The 19,651-nt window shown below is 47.6% G+C and carries 16 protein-coding genes; 7 read left to right on the top strand and 9 right to left on the bottom strand.

The genetic code is table 11. The features are described 5' to 3' along the window. The first annotated feature begins 22 nt into the window (after window positions 1–22). Entirely contained in the window at window positions 23–1,300 is a 1,278-nt protein-coding gene (locus tag ACQSGY_RS12670) for an MFS transporter (protein WP_427052133.1), read from the top strand. A 116-nt stretch (window positions 1,301–1,416) separates the two neighbouring features. Here the strand turns inward: ACQSGY_RS12670 and ACQSGY_RS12665 are convergent, their stop codons facing one another. The 7 genes from ACQSGY_RS12665 to ACQSGY_RS12635 all read right to left on the bottom strand — a co-directional run bounded on the left by ACQSGY_RS12665 (window position 1,417) and on the right by ACQSGY_RS12635 (window position 6,076). Beyond that, on the bottom strand, window positions 1,417–2,208 hold the full coding sequence (locus ACQSGY_RS12665; protein ID WP_427052132.1) for a hypothetical protein: 792 nt from the start codon (window positions 2,206–2,208) through the stop codon (window positions 1,417–1,419). Next, window positions 2,205–2,903: an ABC transporter ATP-binding protein gene (locus ACQSGY_RS12660; protein WP_427052131.1), complete on the bottom strand. Its 699-nt coding sequence runs from the start codon at window positions 2,901–2,903 to the stop codon at window positions 2,205–2,207. Before ACQSGY_RS12660 ends, ACQSGY_RS12665 begins: the two co-directional genes overlap by 4 nt. After that, a complete protein-coding gene (locus tag ACQSGY_RS12655) occupies window positions 2,904–3,272 on the bottom strand; it encodes a GntR family transcriptional regulator (RefSeq protein WP_427052130.1) in 369 nt (122 codons plus the stop codon). A 745-nt stretch (window positions 3,273–4,017) separates the two neighbouring features. Next, window positions 4,018–4,410 carry a hypothetical protein gene (locus ACQSGY_RS12650; RefSeq protein ID WP_427052129.1) on the bottom strand — a complete coding sequence of 131 codons (393 nt, stop codon included), beginning with the start codon at window positions 4,408–4,410 and terminating at the stop codon, window positions 4,018–4,020. Between the two features lie 288 nt (window positions 4,411–4,698). Then, entirely contained in the window at window positions 4,699–4,965 is a 267-nt protein-coding gene (locus ACQSGY_RS12645) for a hypothetical protein (RefSeq protein WP_427052128.1), read from the bottom strand. 270 nt (window positions 4,966–5,235) lie between these two features. Then, window positions 5,236–5,784 (bottom strand): GNAT family N-acetyltransferase, encoded by a 549-nt coding sequence (locus ACQSGY_RS12640; RefSeq protein WP_111269012.1) that lies wholly within the window; start codon window positions 5,782–5,784, stop codon window positions 5,236–5,238. Between the two features lie 34 nt (window positions 5,785–5,818). Then, window positions 5,819–6,076 (bottom strand): DUF2164 domain-containing protein, encoded by a 258-nt coding sequence (locus tag ACQSGY_RS12635; protein ID WP_090924184.1) that lies wholly within the window; start codon window positions 6,074–6,076, stop codon window positions 5,819–5,821. Window positions 6,077–6,348: 272 nt separating this feature from the next. Between ACQSGY_RS12635 and ACQSGY_RS12630 the strand changes: the two genes are divergently transcribed. Next, window positions 6,349–8,121 carry a glutamine--tRNA ligase/YqeY domain fusion protein gene (locus ACQSGY_RS12630; RefSeq protein WP_427052127.1) on the top strand — a complete coding sequence of 591 codons (1,773 nt, stop codon included), beginning with the start codon at window positions 6,349–6,351 and terminating at the stop codon, window positions 8,119–8,121. A 1,410-nt stretch (window positions 8,122–9,531) separates the two neighbouring features. Here the strand turns inward: ACQSGY_RS12630 and ACQSGY_RS12625 are convergent. Then, window positions 9,532–10,770, bottom strand: coding sequence for an MFS transporter (locus ACQSGY_RS12625; protein ID WP_427052126.1), 1,239 nt, complete (start codon window positions 10,768–10,770; stop codon window positions 9,532–9,534). Between the two features lie 271 nt (window positions 10,771–11,041). Here ACQSGY_RS12625 and mobA point away from each other — a divergent pair, with 271 nt between their 5' ends. Then, the gene (gene mobA / locus ACQSGY_RS12620; RefSeq protein WP_427052125.1) at window positions 11,042–11,734 is read left to right on the top strand and encodes a molybdenum cofactor guanylyltransferase; all 693 of its coding nucleotides are present in this window, start codon (window positions 11,042–11,044) and stop codon (window positions 11,732–11,734) included. Here the strand turns inward: mobA and ACQSGY_RS12615 are convergent. Then, the gene (locus tag ACQSGY_RS12615) at window positions 11,701–12,675 is read right to left on the bottom strand and encodes an AraC family transcriptional regulator (RefSeq protein WP_427052124.1); all 975 of its coding nucleotides are present in this window, start codon (window positions 12,673–12,675) and stop codon (window positions 11,701–11,703) included. The two genes, mobA and ACQSGY_RS12615, sit on opposite strands and share 34 nt — an antisense overlap. 295 nt (window positions 12,676–12,970) lie before the next feature. On the opposite strand from ACQSGY_RS12615, the gene ACQSGY_RS12610 reads away from it, so the two are divergent. The 4 genes from ACQSGY_RS12610 (at window position 12,971) to ACQSGY_RS12595 (ending at window position 19,467) form a co-directional block, all read left to right on the top strand. Continuing rightward, a complete protein-coding gene (locus ACQSGY_RS12610) occupies window positions 12,971–14,977 on the top strand; it encodes a beta-galactosidase (RefSeq protein ID WP_427052123.1) in 2,007 nt (668 codons plus the stop codon). A 178-nt stretch (window positions 14,978–15,155) separates the two neighbouring features. Next, on the top strand, window positions 15,156–16,949 hold the full coding sequence (locus ACQSGY_RS12605) for a sensor histidine kinase (protein WP_427052122.1): 1,794 nt from the start codon (window positions 15,156–15,158) through the stop codon (window positions 16,947–16,949). After that, a complete protein-coding gene (locus ACQSGY_RS12600; RefSeq protein ID WP_427052121.1) occupies window positions 16,946–18,046 on the top strand; it encodes a response regulator transcription factor in 1,101 nt (366 codons plus the stop codon). The genes ACQSGY_RS12605 and ACQSGY_RS12600 overlap by 4 nt, the downstream gene beginning before the upstream one ends. A gap of 140 nt (window positions 18,047–18,186) precedes the next feature. Next, window positions 18,187–19,467, top strand: a complete 1,281-nt coding sequence (locus tag ACQSGY_RS12595; protein ID WP_111269019.1) for an ABC transporter substrate-binding protein — start codon at window positions 18,187–18,189, stop codon at window positions 19,465–19,467. The last annotated feature ends 184 nt before the right edge of the window (window positions 19,468–19,651 follow it).

Here is a 19,651-nt window from a genome sequence, read left to right as displayed (position 1 = left end):
CTAATTACAAAGGAGTCGGAGGATGGACACTGAAAAATCAGAAAAGAAACTAGAGGAGACGTTGAATTCTGGAGGATGGAGTGTTTTGCGCAACAAAACGTTTCTCTTCTATCTGTATTCAATCATTTTTACCAGTTTTACGGGCCCAATGTATATGCTCGTTGAAGGTTGGTACGTAGTAGATCATTTAAATCAACCGGCTTTGCTCGGTCTTGTGCTGATGGTTACCGCGATCCCTCGAGTCCTATTTATGCTGTTTGGTGGCGTACTATCAGATCGTATATCTAAATCTAAGATTATGTTTTTCTCTGACTTTACACGTGCGGGATTACTGTTCGGAATGGCTGGGCTGGTCGTCTTCGACCTACTTAATTTCTGGACGCTCTTAACATTCGCAGCATTGTTCGGAGTTCTGGAGGCCTTTTATTGGCCAGCTTCTACTTCGATTATTCCTTCCATTGTCCCTGCGGAAAATCTCAGGACTGCTAACAGCTTCGGCATGATTATTCAGCAGCTTGGAATGATGCTCGGACCGGTTATAGCGGGTTTGCTGCTCGCTTTTGGAACTTTTGAGGCTGCTTTCACCGTGATAGGTGTATTATTGCTGTTAGGAGCACTGTGTTTGATCTTGGTGCGTGTACCTGTGGCTGTTGCAAGGGTAGAGGAAAGTAAGCCTTCTATGTTTCGAGAACTTAAAGAAGGGTTTCTTTACATCAAGAAAGATTCCTTTAAAGTATCTATTATTTTGACTGTAAGTATTGCTAGTTTTTTTGTATCTGGTCCGGTATCAGTTGCTTTTCCAACATTGGTTAAGACGGTTTTTGAAGGCACGACAGTTGATCTAACATATCTTCAGACATCCTTCGCGATCGGTAGTGTTTTGGGCGGGGTACTTATCGGGGTTCTCAAGCCGAAAGGGAATATGGCAGTATGGGCTTACGGAGCATTCATTCTCTTATGCGTAGGAATTATGACTCTAGGGTTATCCAAGGAGTTGAATTACTCCATTGTTATTAGCATTTTTACGGGGTTGTTATCAGCTATTGCCAATATGATGCTATTGACCGTGTTTCAGTTAAGTCTTGAGCAAGACAAATTGGGGAGGGGAATGAGTCTGTTTACGATTGCTTCAATGGGACTCTACCCGCTGTCAGCAGGTCTTGTACCACTGCTGCTGTCCATCGGGGTTTCAATCTCCACACTTCTTGTATTTAGTGGTGCGATTGCTGGCTGTATTCTTACAACGGTTCTTTTCAGTGTAAAAACAATCCGGAACAGATCTACTAGTATTTCTGGTTGAACGATTTCCTAAAATTAACCCCCCAAGCATGATATTACATCATGCTTGGGGGGTTAATTTGTTGAGATTTACTTGAATATGAACGTTCTGGGCAGCTGCTGGTTGAAGAGAAGCCCCTATACATGAACGTATTTATCGAGCAGTTTGCTACTCAGCCATAAGAAAAGAATTGAGGCAACGAGTCCAATGACCAGCACGCCAACGTACATTAAATTCATTATATTAGATACGGATTGCAGTAATACATATATATCATAATGTTGATCTGCCATCTGTCCCCACCAATCTGCAGCGGGAGATGAGAAAAGAGGTCCCCACTGAGTCAATTTCACCAATAAAGGAGAGCTGATCATCAATTTCTGAAGCAAGCTGAGCAAAGCTAGCAATCCGAATGCGGCGAGCATGCGGAAGGCATGGAGCGATTTAGCAAGCATGAAGGCAAGAATAACTTGTGCTCCAGCAAATATAGACGATATGACTGTTATAAGGAAAAATAATCCAAATTTATGGCTTGCCCAAAGGGAGAGAGCGTAATCCAACCCGTGTGGAGCATTCACGCCAAACAGCGCAGGGAGTATGGCCGCAAGCATACTGATGGTGAGCGAGACAGCCATTAGAGAAAGACCTGACACAAATTTGGCTGACAAAAGAACTAATCCACTATGAGGAAGATTGAGCCAATGTGTAAAGGTATGTTCTTTCAATTCTTTAAAGATGGAGTAGAAGGCCCAACAGGGCAGATAGGCTACATGGAATAGAATAATTCCCAATAAAATGAAAAGCCGTGTATCGGCAGTATTGCTGATTAAAGAGTATACGATTAACAGGATTAAGAGAAGGATATTCAGTTGAATCCATTGTTTTGATCCGTAAATCTCCTTCAAAAACAAAATTTTCCAAGAAATCATAAACAATTCTCCTTCATCATATCCAGCATGCTTAGCTCGCGTTCTGCTCTCAATGTCTCCGTAGAGGCAAACAATTTTAGTTGGCCTTCGTTAAGGAAAATGACATAGTCGAGATAAGGCTCGATTTCGGCAACTTCATGAGAAGAAATGATGATTGTCTGCTGCTCCAGCTCGGTACAGGCTACGAACAACTTGAGGACATCCTGACGAATGAGCGGATCTAAACCGGAGAGTGGTTCATCCATCAGAATGAGCGGTACTTTGCGTGCCAAGGCAATCGCGATTTGCAGGCGTAGCTGGTTCCCTTTGGACAACTGGGATACTTTCTTTTTGGGGTCGAACTGAAATATTTGTGCGATGATGTCCGCTACTTGCTGGTTGTTAAAGTCGGGATAGATGTTTGATGCATATGCAATTGTTTCCTCAACGGTATAGAATCCATAGAGCATTTGCCTGTCCGCTATATAAGCAATGTGGCTGGCGCTCAAGCGTGAAACGCGCTGCTGGGCTAAGGTGATAACTCCTTTGGTGGGACGCTGAAGCCCTGCAAGCATATTGAGCAGCGTAGTTTTGCCACTGCCATTGGGCCCTATGAGACCAATCAAGCCAGAAGGCAGGGAAAGGGAGAGATTATCGATCACAATATGGCTGCCGTAACGCTTGGTTACACCTGTTAATTCAACCATGGGTTGCATTTAAGTTTTTCCTTCCTTCTTAACAGTTTCGAGAAGCTTGTTACTGATTTCTTCGTTCGAAAATCCAATCTGTCTCATGTTGTTATAAAAAAGGAAGACTTGCTCTTGTGCAATCTGGTCACGAAGCTGCTGAATCACCTGTTGATTTTCAGTTACATAAGAACCTTGGCCTCTTCTTTTCTCGATGATACCATCTCGCTCCATATCGCTGTAAGAACGCTGGACGGTATTGGCGTTAACGCCGATTTCAATGGCAGTTTCTCTAACCGAAGTTAACTTCTCGCCAGGTTTTAAAATTCCCGCACAGATACGCCGATAAAATTCTTTCTTTATTTGTAAATAAATAGGGTGGTCATTGGAGAATTTCATTGTTCTTCCTCACGATCCTGAACTCCACTATTCATGTCGGTTATACCTTGTTTACTGATTAGTGAAAAGTTTACATTTTAAAATTATTATCTTTACTTGCCCGAAATTGGTTCCGTGAAATGTAAAAAGAGAGAGACAATTGACTCTCCTCATTAGATAGAAGTACGACCAACCACCCCACACAGAGGTGAACAAGATATGTCTCATAAGCTTGCTTTTTCATCATTTAATGCTTAGAAAAAAAGATTCAAAGAGTGGAGGCTTCCACTTTCTTTCTCCAAGTCCGGTAAACAAAACTCCTCCACTTACCAAGTATATTGCTAAGAGAGCCAGCTTAATCAATATGTTATAACCAAGCTCAGTTTGGGGAGAAATTAGGAACTTATCTCATGTTGATTGCAAGACATATGTCTATTAAGTATACGTTAACACAACAATGCTGAAGGCGCAATATGATGGGAACCCAGGGAGAGATATGGCTTTTACACCGTGATTAGTGGCCTGTGAGCGTGCAAAGCATACCTCTGCAGCATAATCTTTGATCAAACGTAATGGATAGATAAGAGCTCAACGATAACATCAGACCCACTGTGTGCTTTCAATATTGAGTCGAACCCTCTTCACCCAAGAGATACACTGTTTCTTCTATTTAAAATGAAAAGTCCCTCCTTCACCGCTGCAAACAGCGTGGGAAGGAGGGACTTGGCGTGGAGTCAGCTTCTCTGGAAGTGAACGTTAGCTCCAATTACGCAGGATTCTTGTCAGCTTCAGAAGTGCTCTTGTCTGTGGTATCACTCTTTGGTACAGAGTTCACGGAGGAGTCCGCTTCATCTTTCAAACGGGAACCATGATGATGCTTGGGTCCAACCGATGGGCGAGTTCCGTTGACCAGATCTGTAATTCTTTGGGTTAGGTCAGCCACCCGCTCATCGTATTGAGCCTGTGTAATTTTGCCGTCCTTCAGCTCTTGCTGCAGGTCGGCCTTCCTAGCGTTTACAAGCTGCTGAATGAGCGTTTGCACGTTTACATTCTGAGCGGTTGCGATCTCAGCGAGGGACTTGCCATTTTGAAGTGATGATGTGAGTTCACTGGCGGTTACACCTAGCAAAGACGCGAGCTTGTCCACATTTGAATCCAACTCGGGTCCGAGTCCAAACCCGCCAGATAATCCAGGTGCAGGCAGAAGACCAGGTTCAGGTTTATGCGCGCGTATTTCGGATGGTTTTTCTTTGACAAGTGTGGTTACACGCTCCGTCAGCGCTGCAAGGCGTTCATCATATTGAGCTTGTGTAATCTTGGAGTCCGCGAGCTGCTGCTGTAGTTCCTTTTTCTCCGGGGCAACAAGTTTATCAATAAGGGTCTGTACCTCAATGTTTTTCGAGGCTGCAATCTCGGCAAGTGACTGGTCTGCCTGCAGGGCTTCTTTTCATTCATCCTTGGTTAAGCCAAGCACAGACAGAACTTCTTCGGCATGAGGGCCGAAGAAAGGCCCAAGTCCTCTCTTGGCTTCGCCAGGCGGCTTTAATATATGGGAACCAATCGGTGCATTGCGTTTGTTCTGGAGTGCATCGGATGCTTTTGCCGCAGGGTCTGCATGAACCGAAGCAGTTGCCAGCAAGCTACCGCCAAGTGCAATCGTGAGAGCTAAAGCGCTGGTGACCTTGACTGTCTTTGATGTTGTACTTCTCTTCATCCGTGATCATCCTTCTTCCCTGGTTTAGTGTGTGGTTACAGAACCACAACGCTATCTTAGGTGCGAAGCATGAAATTTAGATTAAGACAACCTTAGGTTGAAGTAAAATATGGATTCATAACCACAATAACCCCTCATCTGTGGAAAAGAATGTAAACGCCACGGGTGAGAGGTTATAGATACGTTGGGTGATGTTATGAATATGTTAAACGATGCCATGGAGCTTTTCTATCGTATCTGATTGTGGATGTGCATTATGTAAGGCCTGGTTTATCGCAAAAGTTCCCATTCATGCTGCAACATGCCGTACACCGCGTGATTCACATAACCCTTGGGCAGCTTCTCGACCTGTCGAATGACACCTTCAAGCACAAAGCCGAGTCGTTCGGGAATGGCACGGCTGCGTTTGTTGTTGGTGGCGCAGCGAATCTCGACCCGGTTCAGGTCAAGCGTGACGAGCGCGTAATCCACCAGAACACGGCAGGCGCTGGTCATCAAGCCTTGGCCTTCAAAACCTTTGCCAAGCCAATACCCGATGCTCACCGAGCGGTTCGTCCAGTTGATTTCGTGGAAGCCGATGATGCCTGCAAGCTCTCCTTTTAACCAGATACCGGCTGTGAGACCGCCGTTCTCCGCAGTTTGTTTTAACGCGCCTGTAATAAATTTCGATGTATGTTCAATCTCGGTCACCTGGTCCACCCATGGTAGCCAATGCCTGAGCTGATCCCGGGAACGGTCCGTCAGTTCAAACAGCGGTTTGGTGTGCTCCATCAGAAGCGGGCGAAGCTCCGTATATTCATCAAGTGAATAGGTAAACATGATTGCAACCTTCTTTCTTTATATAATAGGTAGATTAACGGGGAGGCCTTGGCAACTTGCGCTCCAGTGCAAACAGATCCTCTTCCATGGAGGCCATGCGCTGGTTTACCGTTGTGCGTGCGTCACTGAGTGCCTGATTATATATGTAGGGAGCAAGCTGTGTCATAAACAGGTCGAGGACACCCCATGCTGCCAGATCGCCCAACTCTTCGCCGCGTTCCTCTTCAAAATATGACTGGATCGTGCGAATGGCCTCATCCTGCTGTTCTTTGGTCAGTTTTAGCGCGTTCACTTGGGAAACCCTCCCTTAAATTTGGTTTTACTAACATGCTACATGATTCGTGCGAACTCGTCAAAATGGTATTAGGCCTAACTTCAGCGGAGGTATGTGTATCTGATCCTGATTTTGGTGCTGTTATTTATTGAACTCCTTCCCCGTTAAAGGTATATTTAAATGAAACGCGTACGAAACTTTCCATGAAAGAAGATGTTTTCAGGAAATGGCTTCGTCATTAAGGAATTTCACCCGGAATTGCTGTTTTATTTGCAAGCTCCAATCCATTCATGAAAGGTTTGATACCCGTGGACAATCGTTTCACAACCCCACCTAACTTTATTAAAAATATCATTACCGAAGACCTCCGGTCGGGCAAAGTTCAGGAAGTTATTACCCGTTTTCCACCGGAACCGAACGGTTATCTGCATATTGGTCATGCGAAGGCGATCTGGATCAACTTTACGCTGGGCGGCGAGTTCGGCGGCAAGACAAATCTGCGCTTTGATGACACGAACCCGGTGAAGGAAGACGTGGAGTACGTGAATTCCATCCAGGAAGACGTGAAATGGCTCGGATACGAGTGGAACGAGAAACGTTTTGCTTCGGATTATTTCGATGAGATGTACAACCGTGCGGTTCTGCTTATTCAAAAAGGTAAAGCCTACGTCGACGACCAAAGCGCTGACGAAATTCGTCAAATGCGTGGAACGCTGACAGAGCCGGGCAAGAACAGCCCGTACCGCGAGCGTTCGGTGGAAGAGAATCTCGACCTGTTTACACGCATGCGTGCAGGCGAGTTCAAGAACGGAGAGAGAGTGCTGCGTGCCAAGATTGATATGGCTTCGCCTAACATCAACCTGCGTGATCCGGTGATCTACCGTATCTCTCACGCACATCACCATAACACGGGTGACAAGTGGTGCATCTATCCGATGTATGCTTATGCACACCCGCTCGAAGATGCCATTGAAGGTGTAACCCATTCCCTGTGTTCCCTGGAGTTTGAGGATCAACGCCCGTTCTATGATTGGGTTATCGCTGAGTGTGAGATGGAAAGTCAGCCGCGTCAATACGAATTCGGCCGCCTGAACCTGTCCCAGATGGTTACGAGCAAGCGCAAGCTGAAGCTGCTTGTGGATGAAGGCCATGTCGATGGCTGGGATGATCCGCGCATGCCAACGATCTCGGGTTTGCGTCGCCGGGGGTACACACCGGAAGCGATTCGTGATTTTGTATACGAAACAGGCATTTCCAAAAACTATGGTGTCATTGATCTGCAAACGCTGGAGCACTTTGTTCGTGAGGATCTGAAGCTGAAAGCTCCACGTACGATGGCTGTGCTGCACCCGCTCAAAGTGGTCATCACCAACTACCCTGAGGGACAAGTGGAATGGCTGGAAGCCGAGAATAACGTGGAAAATCCGGAGATGGGCAGCCGTCAAATTCCGTTCTCCCGCGAGATTTATATTGAACAAGACGACTTTATGGAAAATCCGCCGAACAAATACTTCCGTTTGTTCCCGGGCAACGAAGTGCGTTTGAAACATGCCTACTTCATTAAATGTAATGACGTGATCAAGGATGCGGACGGTAATGTCGTTGAGATTCATTGCACATACGATGTCGAAACGAAGAGTGGCAGTGGCTTTACGGGCCGCAAAGTGAAAGGTACGATCCACTGGGTAGAAGCGACTCAAGCCGTGCCAGCGGAGTTCCGTCTGTACGAGCCGTTGATTTCGGCAGAAGCACCAGAAGCAGAAGCGGAGGCCGAAGTAGTAGCTGCTGTAGCAGGGGCTGAGATTGAGGCGGATGTGACTGGCACTGGGGCAGAGACTGTCGAGCAGCCGGAGAAAACGTTCCTGGATCAGCTGAACCCGAACTCTCTGGAGATCGTTCACGGCTTCGTGGAGCAAGAGATGAAAGAAGCGAAACCACAGGACAAGTTCCAGTTTTTTCGTCACGGTTACTTCAGTGTTGATCCAAAGCACTCCGAGCCAGGCCGCCCGGTATTCAACCGGGTCGTATCGCTGAAAAGCTCGTTCCAATTGCCAAAGGCATAGGACAGGGGCAGCTGAAGGCTAGGAAGAAGATGGAACAGAGCGTAGAAGCGTGTTAAAAGTGTAAGTGGCATAACCCGGTATAAGTATTAGAAGCATAAACTGCGTAAGCTGTAGAAGGTTCTTTGGCAGCATATAAAAATGGGGCGTTCCATTGTCATCATCATGACGGGACGCCCTTTTTTCATTGATATTTTGTCAAAAGCAACCTGGCTTTCAACCTGTTTATTTGGCTGTCTATCTCGTGACCACACTAGTTCAACCTTCGAGTAGTCGTTAATTTTCGCCATCTTAAAGCGTTGCTGCAGTCTAGCCTCCATCATCTCCTTATAACGATCCAGTAAGCTCCAAAATCACGTATTAGCTGGCTGCTGTCACATATCTCGTCTCGTTAGCTTTTAGAGTAACCCATTCATGCTGAACAAACCTCTCAGTGTCCACCGTCCTTAACGATCACCATCAACCAAGTCTATATGCCAACTAATTAACAACGAAGCGACAACTATACAAACAACACAAACAACAAACTACTGCAATCAAGCAAATGTACAACCACCACCTACACAGCAAAAGTGACTGTACAATCATCAACCTATACAGCTAAGTGACTATACAAACAACCAGCTACGTCAGCACGCCGGAGGCCCCATCATTTTCTATGCAAAAATATTCTAACGAATCCAGGGAACGCTATTCCCCAGTTTTTTAGCTTTTCGGAATTCTAACGATTCGTAGGAAGCTTATTTCCTCAAAAAGTAGGATTTTCAAGCATTTTTCGTGAGTGTGTGGGGAGATAAGCTCTGTGGGAATCGTTAGAATGTGAAACGGCTGAAAAACACGTAAATAAGGCTTCTGGGAATCGTTAGCCGCGGAGCTGGTGGGAAGCATTAGTGTGGAGTGGCTAGTCCCCAAAGACTGGTGCATAACATTGGTGAGAAGTGTGCTGTTCCCTCAAACTGGTGTGTGGTATCGGTAAGAAGTAGGCTTGTTCCCCAAAAACTGGTGCATAACATCGGTGAGAAGTGTGCCGTTCCCTCAAACTGGTGAGTGGTAGCGGTAAGAAGTAGGTTTGTTCCCCAAACTGTTGTATAAAATTGGTGAGAAGTGTGCCGTTCCCTCAAACTGGTGAGTGGTATCGGTAAGAAGTAGGTTTGTTCCCCAAACTGGTGTATAAAATTGGTGTTAAGTGTGCTGTTCCCTCAAACTGGTGTGTGGTATCGGTAAGGAGTAGGCTTGTCCCTAAACTGATGCGTGATATCGATGTGGAGTAAGCTCGTCCCCCGACCTGATGCGTGATATCGATGGGAAAGGGGATCGTTACCGTATAATTAGTGTGAACAGCAGGAGCTTTGTTAACGGAACGCGGCAATAAAACGTTAGACTGGCTTGCATTTCCCCCCCTGCAACCTATGCTTATTTGTCCTCATCCATATTGCCCATTTCCGTCAGCACTGTAGGTTGATATCCGTTATGACGGTTCCAAAGCCACATGATGCCGAAGCCAAACGCGCCGATGAGTGAGAAGAATACACCAATGTTGTACATCACCTCGGCCCCGAAGCTCTGGAAGAGCCACCCGCCGAAGAAGCCGGCAATAACGCCGGAAAGGCCGCCCCAGGCCATCGTGTACACCGCTTGCCCGGAGGAGCGATAGGGCCGTGGAATAAACAACATGGTCAGCTGCGTACCTACATAGAAATAACCACCAAAGGTGACCGAGTGCATGAGCTGAATAAACACAACCTCCATCGGGCTCGAAGCCAGAGCCATAAGCTGCCACCGCAGAGCAAACAACAGGCTGATCAGAATGAGAGAGCCCAGCAGCAAGCTCATTTTGCGTTTAAGCAGTCGATCCAGCAGCAGGAATACACCGACTTCCAGAATGGAGGATGTGAAGATCGCCCAGCCGACCATCTGCTTGTCGCCGCCCATCTCTACAATATAAAGCGACATAAAGGTGCTGTTCATGGCATTCGGGACCGAGACGAGCACACCAAGACCGATAAAGGCCATAAAATGCGGATTAAACATGACCTTGCCAAATCGTCTTAACGTAACAATCGGCGTATCGGAGGCAACAGGCTGCCTTGGAAGAACTACCGAGAACATAAACGCAGCAGCAATCATACAAGCAAAAATAACAGACACACTGCCTACGCCATAACGGTCGATGACCGGTCCGGCAGCGACTGCGGTCAAGGCCCAGCCCAGTGAACCCCAGAGCCGGAAGGTGCCAAACTTCTGTCCTGTGCCGTCAATATATCCGAGAATCAGACTGTTGGTTTGAGCGAATAATGGACTTTGGAAAAAATAAAAAAATATCATCGCGACATAAATCCACATATATGTAGGCGCATAAAATACCCCTTGTGCGAGCACAAAGGTGCCTGCCATCATAATCATCAGCACGATTCGAATATTACGCGATTTATCACTCCAGAAGCCCCAGAACGGGTTGGCAAACAGAGAGACAAACGGACCAATCGCCATCAGGCTGCCAATCTCCAGTTTGGTCATGCCAATCTCTTGAAGATACAGCCCGAGGAATCCGGCGAAGATGGAAATGGCTCCATAGATGAAAAAATTATATAGTTTCAGTGAGGCCAGCGAGGATGTGCCTCTCACAGGTGCAGATCTGTCCAATTGAGCCATTCCTTTCCGAATCGAATCATATTGTTCACTGTATCATTTGTTGAAAGGGGATTCAACGGTATAGAATATAGGCATTATCGATTGATCCACCCAAACGAAGCCGGGCCCGGCCCATGTGCAGGTGTAACAGATTCATGTGTGTCTTGTAATGAAAACTCCTGATGAAAATGATAACTTGAATGTTAGGTATGACTCATATGCTATTCATAGCTTGACTCATTGTAAGAGTCATAGTCCTTAGTCCTGCAGGAAAGAGGTGATCCCGTTATCTATGATCAATGAAAATGAACAGTGGACAGGCATTATATTGGCAGGCGGGCAATCCACCCGAATGGGCACCCATAAAGCGCTGCTTGAGCTGAACGGCTCCACTGTACTGACACATATTGTGGAAGCAATAAGACCTGCCGTTTCCCGGATTGTTGTGGCAGCAGGTCCTTACGAAGCGTTGTACCGAGCCACGGACAAAGGTGCAAACAAAGCCGCAAACAGAGCCATGGACCACCACGAAGGTTTGGAATTTGTACAGGATCAATATCCCGGGAAAGGGCCTCTCGCGGGTCTCCATGCGGCGTTAGCTGCATCCCATACAGCATGGAATCTGGTCAGTGCCTGCGATATGCCGCTACTGCAAACCTCATTATTCAATGGTATGAAGAGGCTTGCAGCCCATTATCCAGCAAGCAATGCTATTGTTCCGCGTGTAGAGGGCCGAATTCATCCGCTTGCCGGGGCATATCACAGAAGAATACTGCCTGAACTGGAACAGCGCCTGATTCATGACCAGCTGCGTGTGGTTCGCTGGCTGGAAGAGATCGGCTGCCAGTATGTTGAAACCAATGAACTGGAGCAAGCGGGAGTTCAGCAGTCTGCTCTGCAATTGAGCAATATGAATACCCCGGAGCAATTGCAGCATATACGCCTTCATCTTCAGAATTCAGATGGCTCGTCCTCAGGGGGGTGAGACACCCGTTCATGAAGGTGCCCGGCATGCTGATTGCGATAAAGCAGGGGGCTCTGACCCGTCCAGCGTTTGAACTGTCTGCTGAAATGTGACAAATGAGTATAACCGAGCTTTAGGGCGATCTCCCCGAGAGACAGGTCAGGCTGCTCGATGAGCATTTTGGCTTCCTGCAGCTTCAGGTTCGACAGGTATGCTCGCGGTGAAATGCCAAATACCTTGCGAAATACCTGCAAGCCATATCCTGGACTGATGCCAAACGAAGCAATGATCTGCTCTACTCTAACCGAGGCTACATTGCCGTCTCTCATTCGAAGCTGTGCGTGAAAAGCCTGTTTGATCGCCTCGGCGATAGCTCCTGCATAATGCATGGCTGTGGGAGCTGGCGCCTGCGCAGAAGCAACAGAGATAACAGTCTCGGGGGCATGGTCTGCCGCTTGAGAGAGCAGCGCAAACAACTCAAACATGCGAGCCTGCATCAGCAATTTATCTGTGGAAGAATACGCCTCCGCCGTATTAATCATGCCCATCCAGCTTTCCAGAACAGCTCGTATTTTCATATTATCTCCTGTACCTGCTGGATAGATTCTGCTACGCTGGGATATTAGCTTTAAGGTGAACACCGGATCATCTACATTGAAGTGTGCGCTAAAATACGTCATGCCCTCTGCAGACATACAGCGATTTGTATGTTTGAACCCGGGCGGAATAAGCAGGATGGAGCCTTCCTCCACCATATACGTGTATCCGTGAATGACGCTTTCCTGCGTACCCTGGATGATCAGAATAATCTCAAAGCCTGGATGTGTCTCCTCAGGCATTGTCCACCCGCAAGGAACCTCTTGGCTGTGAGCACCATAAAATTTGATGTTGCAGTCAATGATCGGGAGCCAGTGTGCCAGTGTGTGGTACGGCATTTCTCGAAGCTGCGAACGGATATCCATAACATTTCACCTCGGAAAAGGGTAAAAAATACTCGCCTTGTGCCATCGGCACTATGCATGTACTTCATTATAATCAGTTTAACGCTGACTTCCTAATCATGAAGCAGTTCGCAGTGTAATGAATAGGTAATGTACAGAAAACACGCATATACCAACAATAATGTAAACGCTACCACTAAGGGTGGGAATATGTCAACTTACCTAATACCAACAACGTTATATAAGCTGAATAACTCATTTACACAGGAACAGAGAGGACAGAGAAAATCTGAAGCAGCGAAAAGGAGACATCATTATGGACAAATTATTATACGGCGTAGCCTACTATGATGAATATATGCCCTACGAAAGATTGCACAAGGATATTCAGATGATGAAAGACGCTGGCATCAATGTGGTGCGGATTGCGGAATCAACCTGGAGCACACATGAGCCGCAGAACGGCGTATTTGATTTCACCTCGGTGGATCGAGTGCTGGATGCCATGCATGCAGCGGGTCTTCATGTTATTGTGGGAACCCCGACATATGCGGTACCGACATGGATGGTCAAGGAGCACCCTGACGTTCTGGCAACCACCGTGCAGGGTCCGGGAAAATATGGTGCAAGACAAATTATGGATATTACAAACCCTACGTATCTGTTTTATGCAGAGCGAATCATTCGCAAGCTGATCTCTCGGCTGAGTAAACATCCGGCAGTGATTGGATATCAGACAGATAATGAAACGAAGCATTACAACACGGCGGGGGACAATGTACAGCTGCAATTTGTGAAATATATGCGGAACAAATTCAGTTCACTGGATGAATTAAACAAAGAGTTTGGACTGGATTACTGGAGTAACCGGATTAACAGCTGGGAGGACTTCCCTTCCGTAGTAGGCACGATTAACGGCAGCCTTGGAGCGGAGTTTGCGAAGTTCCAGCGGCAGCTGGTCACAAACTTTCTGGCATGGCAGGTCGGGATTGTGAATGAGTACAAACAGGAAGGACAGTTTGTTACCCAGAACTTTGACTTTGAATGGCGTGGATATTCGTACGGCATTCAGGGGGATGTGGATCATTTTGCGGCATCCCGACCTTTTGACATCACCAGTGTAGATATTTATCATCCTTCCCAGGACGAGCTTACGGGCATTGAAATTTCGTTCGGGGGAGATGTGGCGCGTTCCACCAAGCAGTCCAATTATCTTGTCCTGGAGACCGAAGCGCAGGCATTCTGGCACTGGGTGCCTTACCCGGGACAGCTGCGATTACAGGCATTCAGTCATCTGGCTTCTGGTGCGAATATGGTGGCCTACTGGCATTGGCACTCGCTGCACAACTCGTTTGAGACGTATTGGAAAGGTCTGCTGAGCCATGATTTTGAGCCCAATCCGGTTTATAACGAAGCGAAGACGATTGGCCGGGATTTTGCTCGCCTGAGTCCAAAGCTGGTCAACCTGAAGAAGACGAATCGGGTCGCTGTGCTGTTCAGCAATGAGGCGTTGACGTCCATCAAGTGGTTTGGCTTCAACTTCACCAGTGACAAAAATTATAACGACGTTGTGCGCTGGATGTATGATGAGCTGTATAAAATGAACATTGGCTGTGACCTCATTGACCCTTCCGTGGAAAGTTATGATGGTTATGATGTGCTCGTAGTGCCGGCACTGTATGCAGCTTCGGATACGCTTCTGGAAAAATTAAATCAGTTCGTGCGGGATGGGGGACATATCGTTTACTCGTTCAAAAGCGGTTTTGCCAATGAGCATATCAAGGTTCGCTCGACACGTCAGCCGGGAGTGATCAGCGAGGCATGCGGTATCAGCTATAACCTGTTTGTCGAGCCGAAGCAAGTTGCGTTGCGGGATGATCCATTTGGCGTAGGTGAGGAGCATAATCAGGTGCATACCTGGATGGAGCTAATCACACCAACGACTGCGGAGGTGCTCGCGTGGTATGATCATCCGCACTGGGGAGAATATGCCGCAATCACGCAAAACAGCTATGGCAAAGGCAAGGCGACATATGTCGGCTGTTATACCAGCGCTGCTGTCATTCGTAAGGTGCTGGAGCGTGTGATGAAGGATGCAGGGGTGTGGGGAGCGGATCAGGAGCTTGCCTTTCCGCTCATTGTGAAGACAGGTGTGAATGATCTGGGCCATACCATCCGTTATTACTTCAACTATTCGGATGAGGCGGTTTCCTTCAACAATCCGCACGGAGCAGGGACGGAGCTGTTATCGGGAGATTCGGTTGAGGCAGATCAGAAGCTTGAGCTGGAGCGGTGGGGTGTACGCATTATCGAGCAGAACTAGGGGATAATAGCTACTCTCCAGGTTATTCTGTCATCGGAGTGGACTGTGTAAAAACTTTATTTAATATAAATAGATTTTAAAAATTGCTTTTATTTTCCGAAAAGAATAACAAGACCATGGCGCCTTCAGCTTTGATGCTGGGGCGTTTGTGTTATTTTAGCTCAGGAGTGGATGCACTGTGTTTAAAGAACTATATCGCAGGTTGACCGATCCCTTCAAGCGCAGCATTCGCAATAAACTGATGCTGACAATGACCTTGGTTGCTGTACTGCCGGTCATCGTCATCACTGCTGTCGCTGCCGAGAATGCACGTTCCTCTATGGAAGCCGAGATCAAGGATACGAACCGGGTGAACATGAACTGGGCCTCGGTTTATCTGGGAGAGCAGTTTACCCGCATGAATAATATTATTTATTCCATTCAGATTAGCGATGAGCTGCATCAGTATCTGGCTCTGACCCAGGAGGCGCCTGCCTCCAGCCGTTTTGATGAACAGAAGGCCGTGTTCAATATGCTCAACAGTGTATACTATTCTGCTGGCAATTATGTATTCGGGGTGGAATTATACCTGAAGGAGCAGGACACGCTGTTCACCTTCAATTCCATGGATTACCGTATTCAGAGAGTGACGGATATCCCGGAAGCATATCAAGAGCTTTTTACAGAGCACAGGGATTTTACCATCAGGAATGATCCTAAGGATTCGTCCAAATTTCATATGACCCGCAGCATGAATCGTTTTGAGGATCAGGCCCAGATCGGAGCGATCAGTCTGGAGATCAAATGGGCCGAGTTCAATCAGACGCTGGAGCTGCTCGATAGCAGGGGTGATTATACCGTATATATCGGAGATAACCTGGGACATCCGGTATATCAGCCAAACCCGTCGATTCAGCCATCGGATGAGGCTTTGATGCTGCTGGCGGAAACGAAGCATAATGCCGGTTTTATACGTACAGCCAAGGAATATATTTTTTATCACGATATTGAGCCGTCCGGGCTGCGTGTGATCAAAATTGTACCGGATCATGTCATTAACGAGAGTGCGTTGGAAACGATGAAATACGGACTTGTTGTGGGCGGCATGGCTGCCGTGGTATCTGTCGCTTTGGCAGCACTGGTCGCATGGCGTACCTCCAAACCGATCGTCAGATTGGCGAACGCCATGAAGGGTATCCAGCTCATCAAGGATCGCAAGGTGGAGCGCAGCGGCAGGGTGGATGAGATTGGCCTGCTGGAGAAAAACCTGCACGGCATGGCAAGCCGTATCCGGGAACATATTCGGGACAACTATATGATGAACCTGGAGAAACAGACCGCTGAACTCAAGGCACTGCAATCCCAGATACACCCCCATTTTTTGCAAAATACACTGCAGATGATCGGCGGCATGGTTTATTCGCAGAAGCCGGCTGACAGCTATAAGGTCATTCGCGCTTTGAGCGAGATGTTCCGTTACATCGTGCGGGCACCCGACGGTCTTGTGCCGCTGCAATCGGAGCTGGACCAGCTTGAGCATTATATGCTGATTCAGAAGCAGCGATTTGCGAGTCGGCTTGAATACAAGCTGGAGATTCACGGAGAGATTCGAGAGTGTTATATACCCAAGCTGTCGCTGCAGCCTATTGTGGAGAATGCATTTCTGCATGGGCTGGAGAACAAACAGGGAGAGTGGAAATTGGGCATTGAAGTCGATGCTGATCCGGAGGGTATCGTGACCATTCAAATCTGTGATAATGGTGTGGGGATTGAGCCTGAGAAGCTGACCGAGATGCAGTCCAGACTGGAGCGTATCAAACGGCAAACCGATCGGGTCTGGAGCTCGGGCACAAGTATTGGGCTGCTGAATGCAGCGTCACGGATGGTGATGCATTTTGGAGCGGATTACGGTATTCGTATGGAGAGTGAATATGGACAGGGGACCAGAGTGATCGTACGTATCCCCAACACAACAGGAGGCGATTCCTTGTGAATAAGGAGTTATATAAAGTGCTGCTGGTGGACGATGAGCCGTGGAATCGGGATATTCTGCGTAATCTTGGAGAGTGGGACGAGCTGGGCATAAGTGTTTGTGGCGAAGCAGAGGACGGGGAGCAGGCCATCCAGATGGTGAAGGAGCATCAGCCTCAACTCATTATTACGGATATGCGCATGCCCGGGGCAGACGGTGTAGCCTTGTTACAACTACTCAGCAGTCAGTATCCCGAGATTAAGGTTATTGTGGTGAGCGGATATGACGATTTTAATTATGCCAAAAATGCGCTGCGGTATCGTGCAGCAGATTATCTGCTCAAGCCGGTAAATCCGGAAGAACTGAATGCTGCCTTAGCCAAATGCACGCGTGAACTAACCAAGGCTGCCTCGGCACCGGATGTCTGGGAAGCCTATCCGGCTTCCTTTGCGGGCGAGTTCTCTCTGTTCCAGCAGCAGGCACGTCTGCGCTTTAACGATCTGAATCTGCCGAGCTTGCGCGAATGGTTTCAGCAGTTAGAGCAGAAGCTGGAGCGAAGTGAGCTTCGCAGACCCCGCCAGCTTGGACGGGTTGCCTACGAGCTGCAAAATCTGTTGAATGAGCTGTGTGTGTCCAATGGACTGTCGGATCGGCTGGAGGAGGCAGTCATTCCGCCAGCAGCAGCGCTGACATCCATCCAGGCAACGGTAGATTGGATCACCAAGGCGTATGAGCAAGCACTGGAGCAATTAATTGCACAGCGTAAATATAAGAACAGGCTGAACCTGGAAGAAGTGAAGCAGTATATGGAGCAGCACTGCATGGAGACGATCACGCTGGAGCAGCTTGCCCAGATCTTCTTTGTCAGCAAAGAATATTTGAGCAAAGCATTCAAGAAAGAGTATGACGTCAACGTGACCGATTATGTGGTGCAGCTTCGAATGACCAAAGCGAGAGAATGGGTGATGGATGAGCAGATTCCGCTCAAACATATTGCTGAGATGACAGGATATGAGGATGTTTCGTATTTTTATCGGGTGTTCAAAAAGCATTTTGGTGTGTCGCCTGGAGAGATGCGCAAAGGTCAGCATAAGGAGTTTAATCCATCCCCCGAATGATTATTCGGGGGATTATGATTGAATTAAGGTTTAAAATAATCCAATGGAAGAGTCTAATTTTGTCCAATGAAGCGCTTACATTTTGCGATATATAATGAGCCTATGAAAGACAAACCAGTCATACCGGGAGGTCATAAGAGATGAAAGTATGGAAAAGCGTTGTAAGTGCGGCACTGGTTAGCGTTCTGCTGGCGGGCTGTGGCTCGAATGCAGGAACGGACAATGAACAAAAAGAAGTTGCAGCAGGCAGCACAGTGAACCTCAAAGTATTCATTGCTCAGCCAAGGCTCAAGGAACATTATGATAAATATATAGAACAGTTCAAAGCCAAGGAAAAAGCGGACAAAAATATCGAGGTGAATGTGCAGCTGGAGATGCCGCCGGCAGATAATGCACCTCAGATTTTGAAAACAAGACTGGCCTCCAATGACGCACCGGACGTATTCGCTCTGCATGCGGTGAACGAGATTCCTCCATTCAGCAAAGCCGGATATCTGGAAGACCTGTCGGATCAGCCTTTCGTAGATAAACTTCTCGATTCAGTGAAACCATCCGTAACGGATGCAAGCGGCAAAATCGTTGCTGTTCCGCTGGAAACCTTATCATGGGGGTATCTGTACAACAAGGATATTTTCAAGGAGCAAGGACTTGAGGTTCCAACAACATTGACAGAAATGAAAGCGGTTGTAGAGAAGCTGAAGGCTGCCGGAATCACACCGTTTGAGCTGTCTTACAAAGAGGCTTGGGTTCCGCAGCTGTTCCTGCCGCTGACTGTAGGGGCACTGACACAGACGGAGCACAAGGATTTCGTAGAGAAAATGAACAAGGACGAAGCTTCCTTCTCGGATATGAAGGCATTGTTCGATGTATTTGATCTCGTGAATGCCAACGGAACGGACAAAGCGCTTGAAGTCGGAGCCGACGACGGCGCAGCGGCTTACGCAACTGGCAAAGCTGCAATGTGGATTCAAGGACCTTGGTACGCAGAGACCATTTTGAAGTCCAACCCGGACATCAACTTCGGTGTAGCTCCAATGCCGCTGAATGACAACCCGGATGATACCAAAATCAACCTGAGTACGTCCACTTCATTGGCTGTATCCTCTACAAGTAAAAATAAAGAAGTGGCACTCGATTTCGTGAACTACATTCTGGATGACAAGGATTCAAGCGCATTCTACGAAGCGCTCAAGTTCAATCCGGTTGCCAAGGTGCATACCTTCAAGAGCTTCCCGTGGGTAGACGATGCACTGAAATATGTGAACGAAGGCAAAGCTTATCAAGATCCAACGATCCCTCAAGCCGTTAAGGATGAGTCTGGTAAAGCGCTGCAAGGGTACTACTCTGGACAGCTGAATCAACAGCAGGTCATTGATGCACTCGACAAGGCGTGGAAGTCCTACAATAAAGTGAACAAATAAGACCTGAACGGCAACAAGTAAGAGCCCGTGAGAAAAGCGGTACCCGCATTTGTTGACAAAGTCTCCACGGTACCCCGAGCGGTATCCGGGAGCTTTGTCGGCAAACAAGCGGTGCTTTATTTCGTCGCAGTCTCTAGGCAGATGAAACGGCTGGCTGAACGATCTTCGTTCCCCCGTTACCTTC

It is taken from the genome of Paenibacillus sp. TC-CSREp1 (assembly GCF_050171015.1).
Classification (GTDB): Bacteria; Bacillota; Bacilli; order Paenibacillales; family Paenibacillaceae; genus Paenibacillus; species Paenibacillus silvae.
The sequence above is the reverse complement of the archived record's forward strand: the minus strand, read 5'-3'. Positions and strand labels throughout refer to the sequence as shown.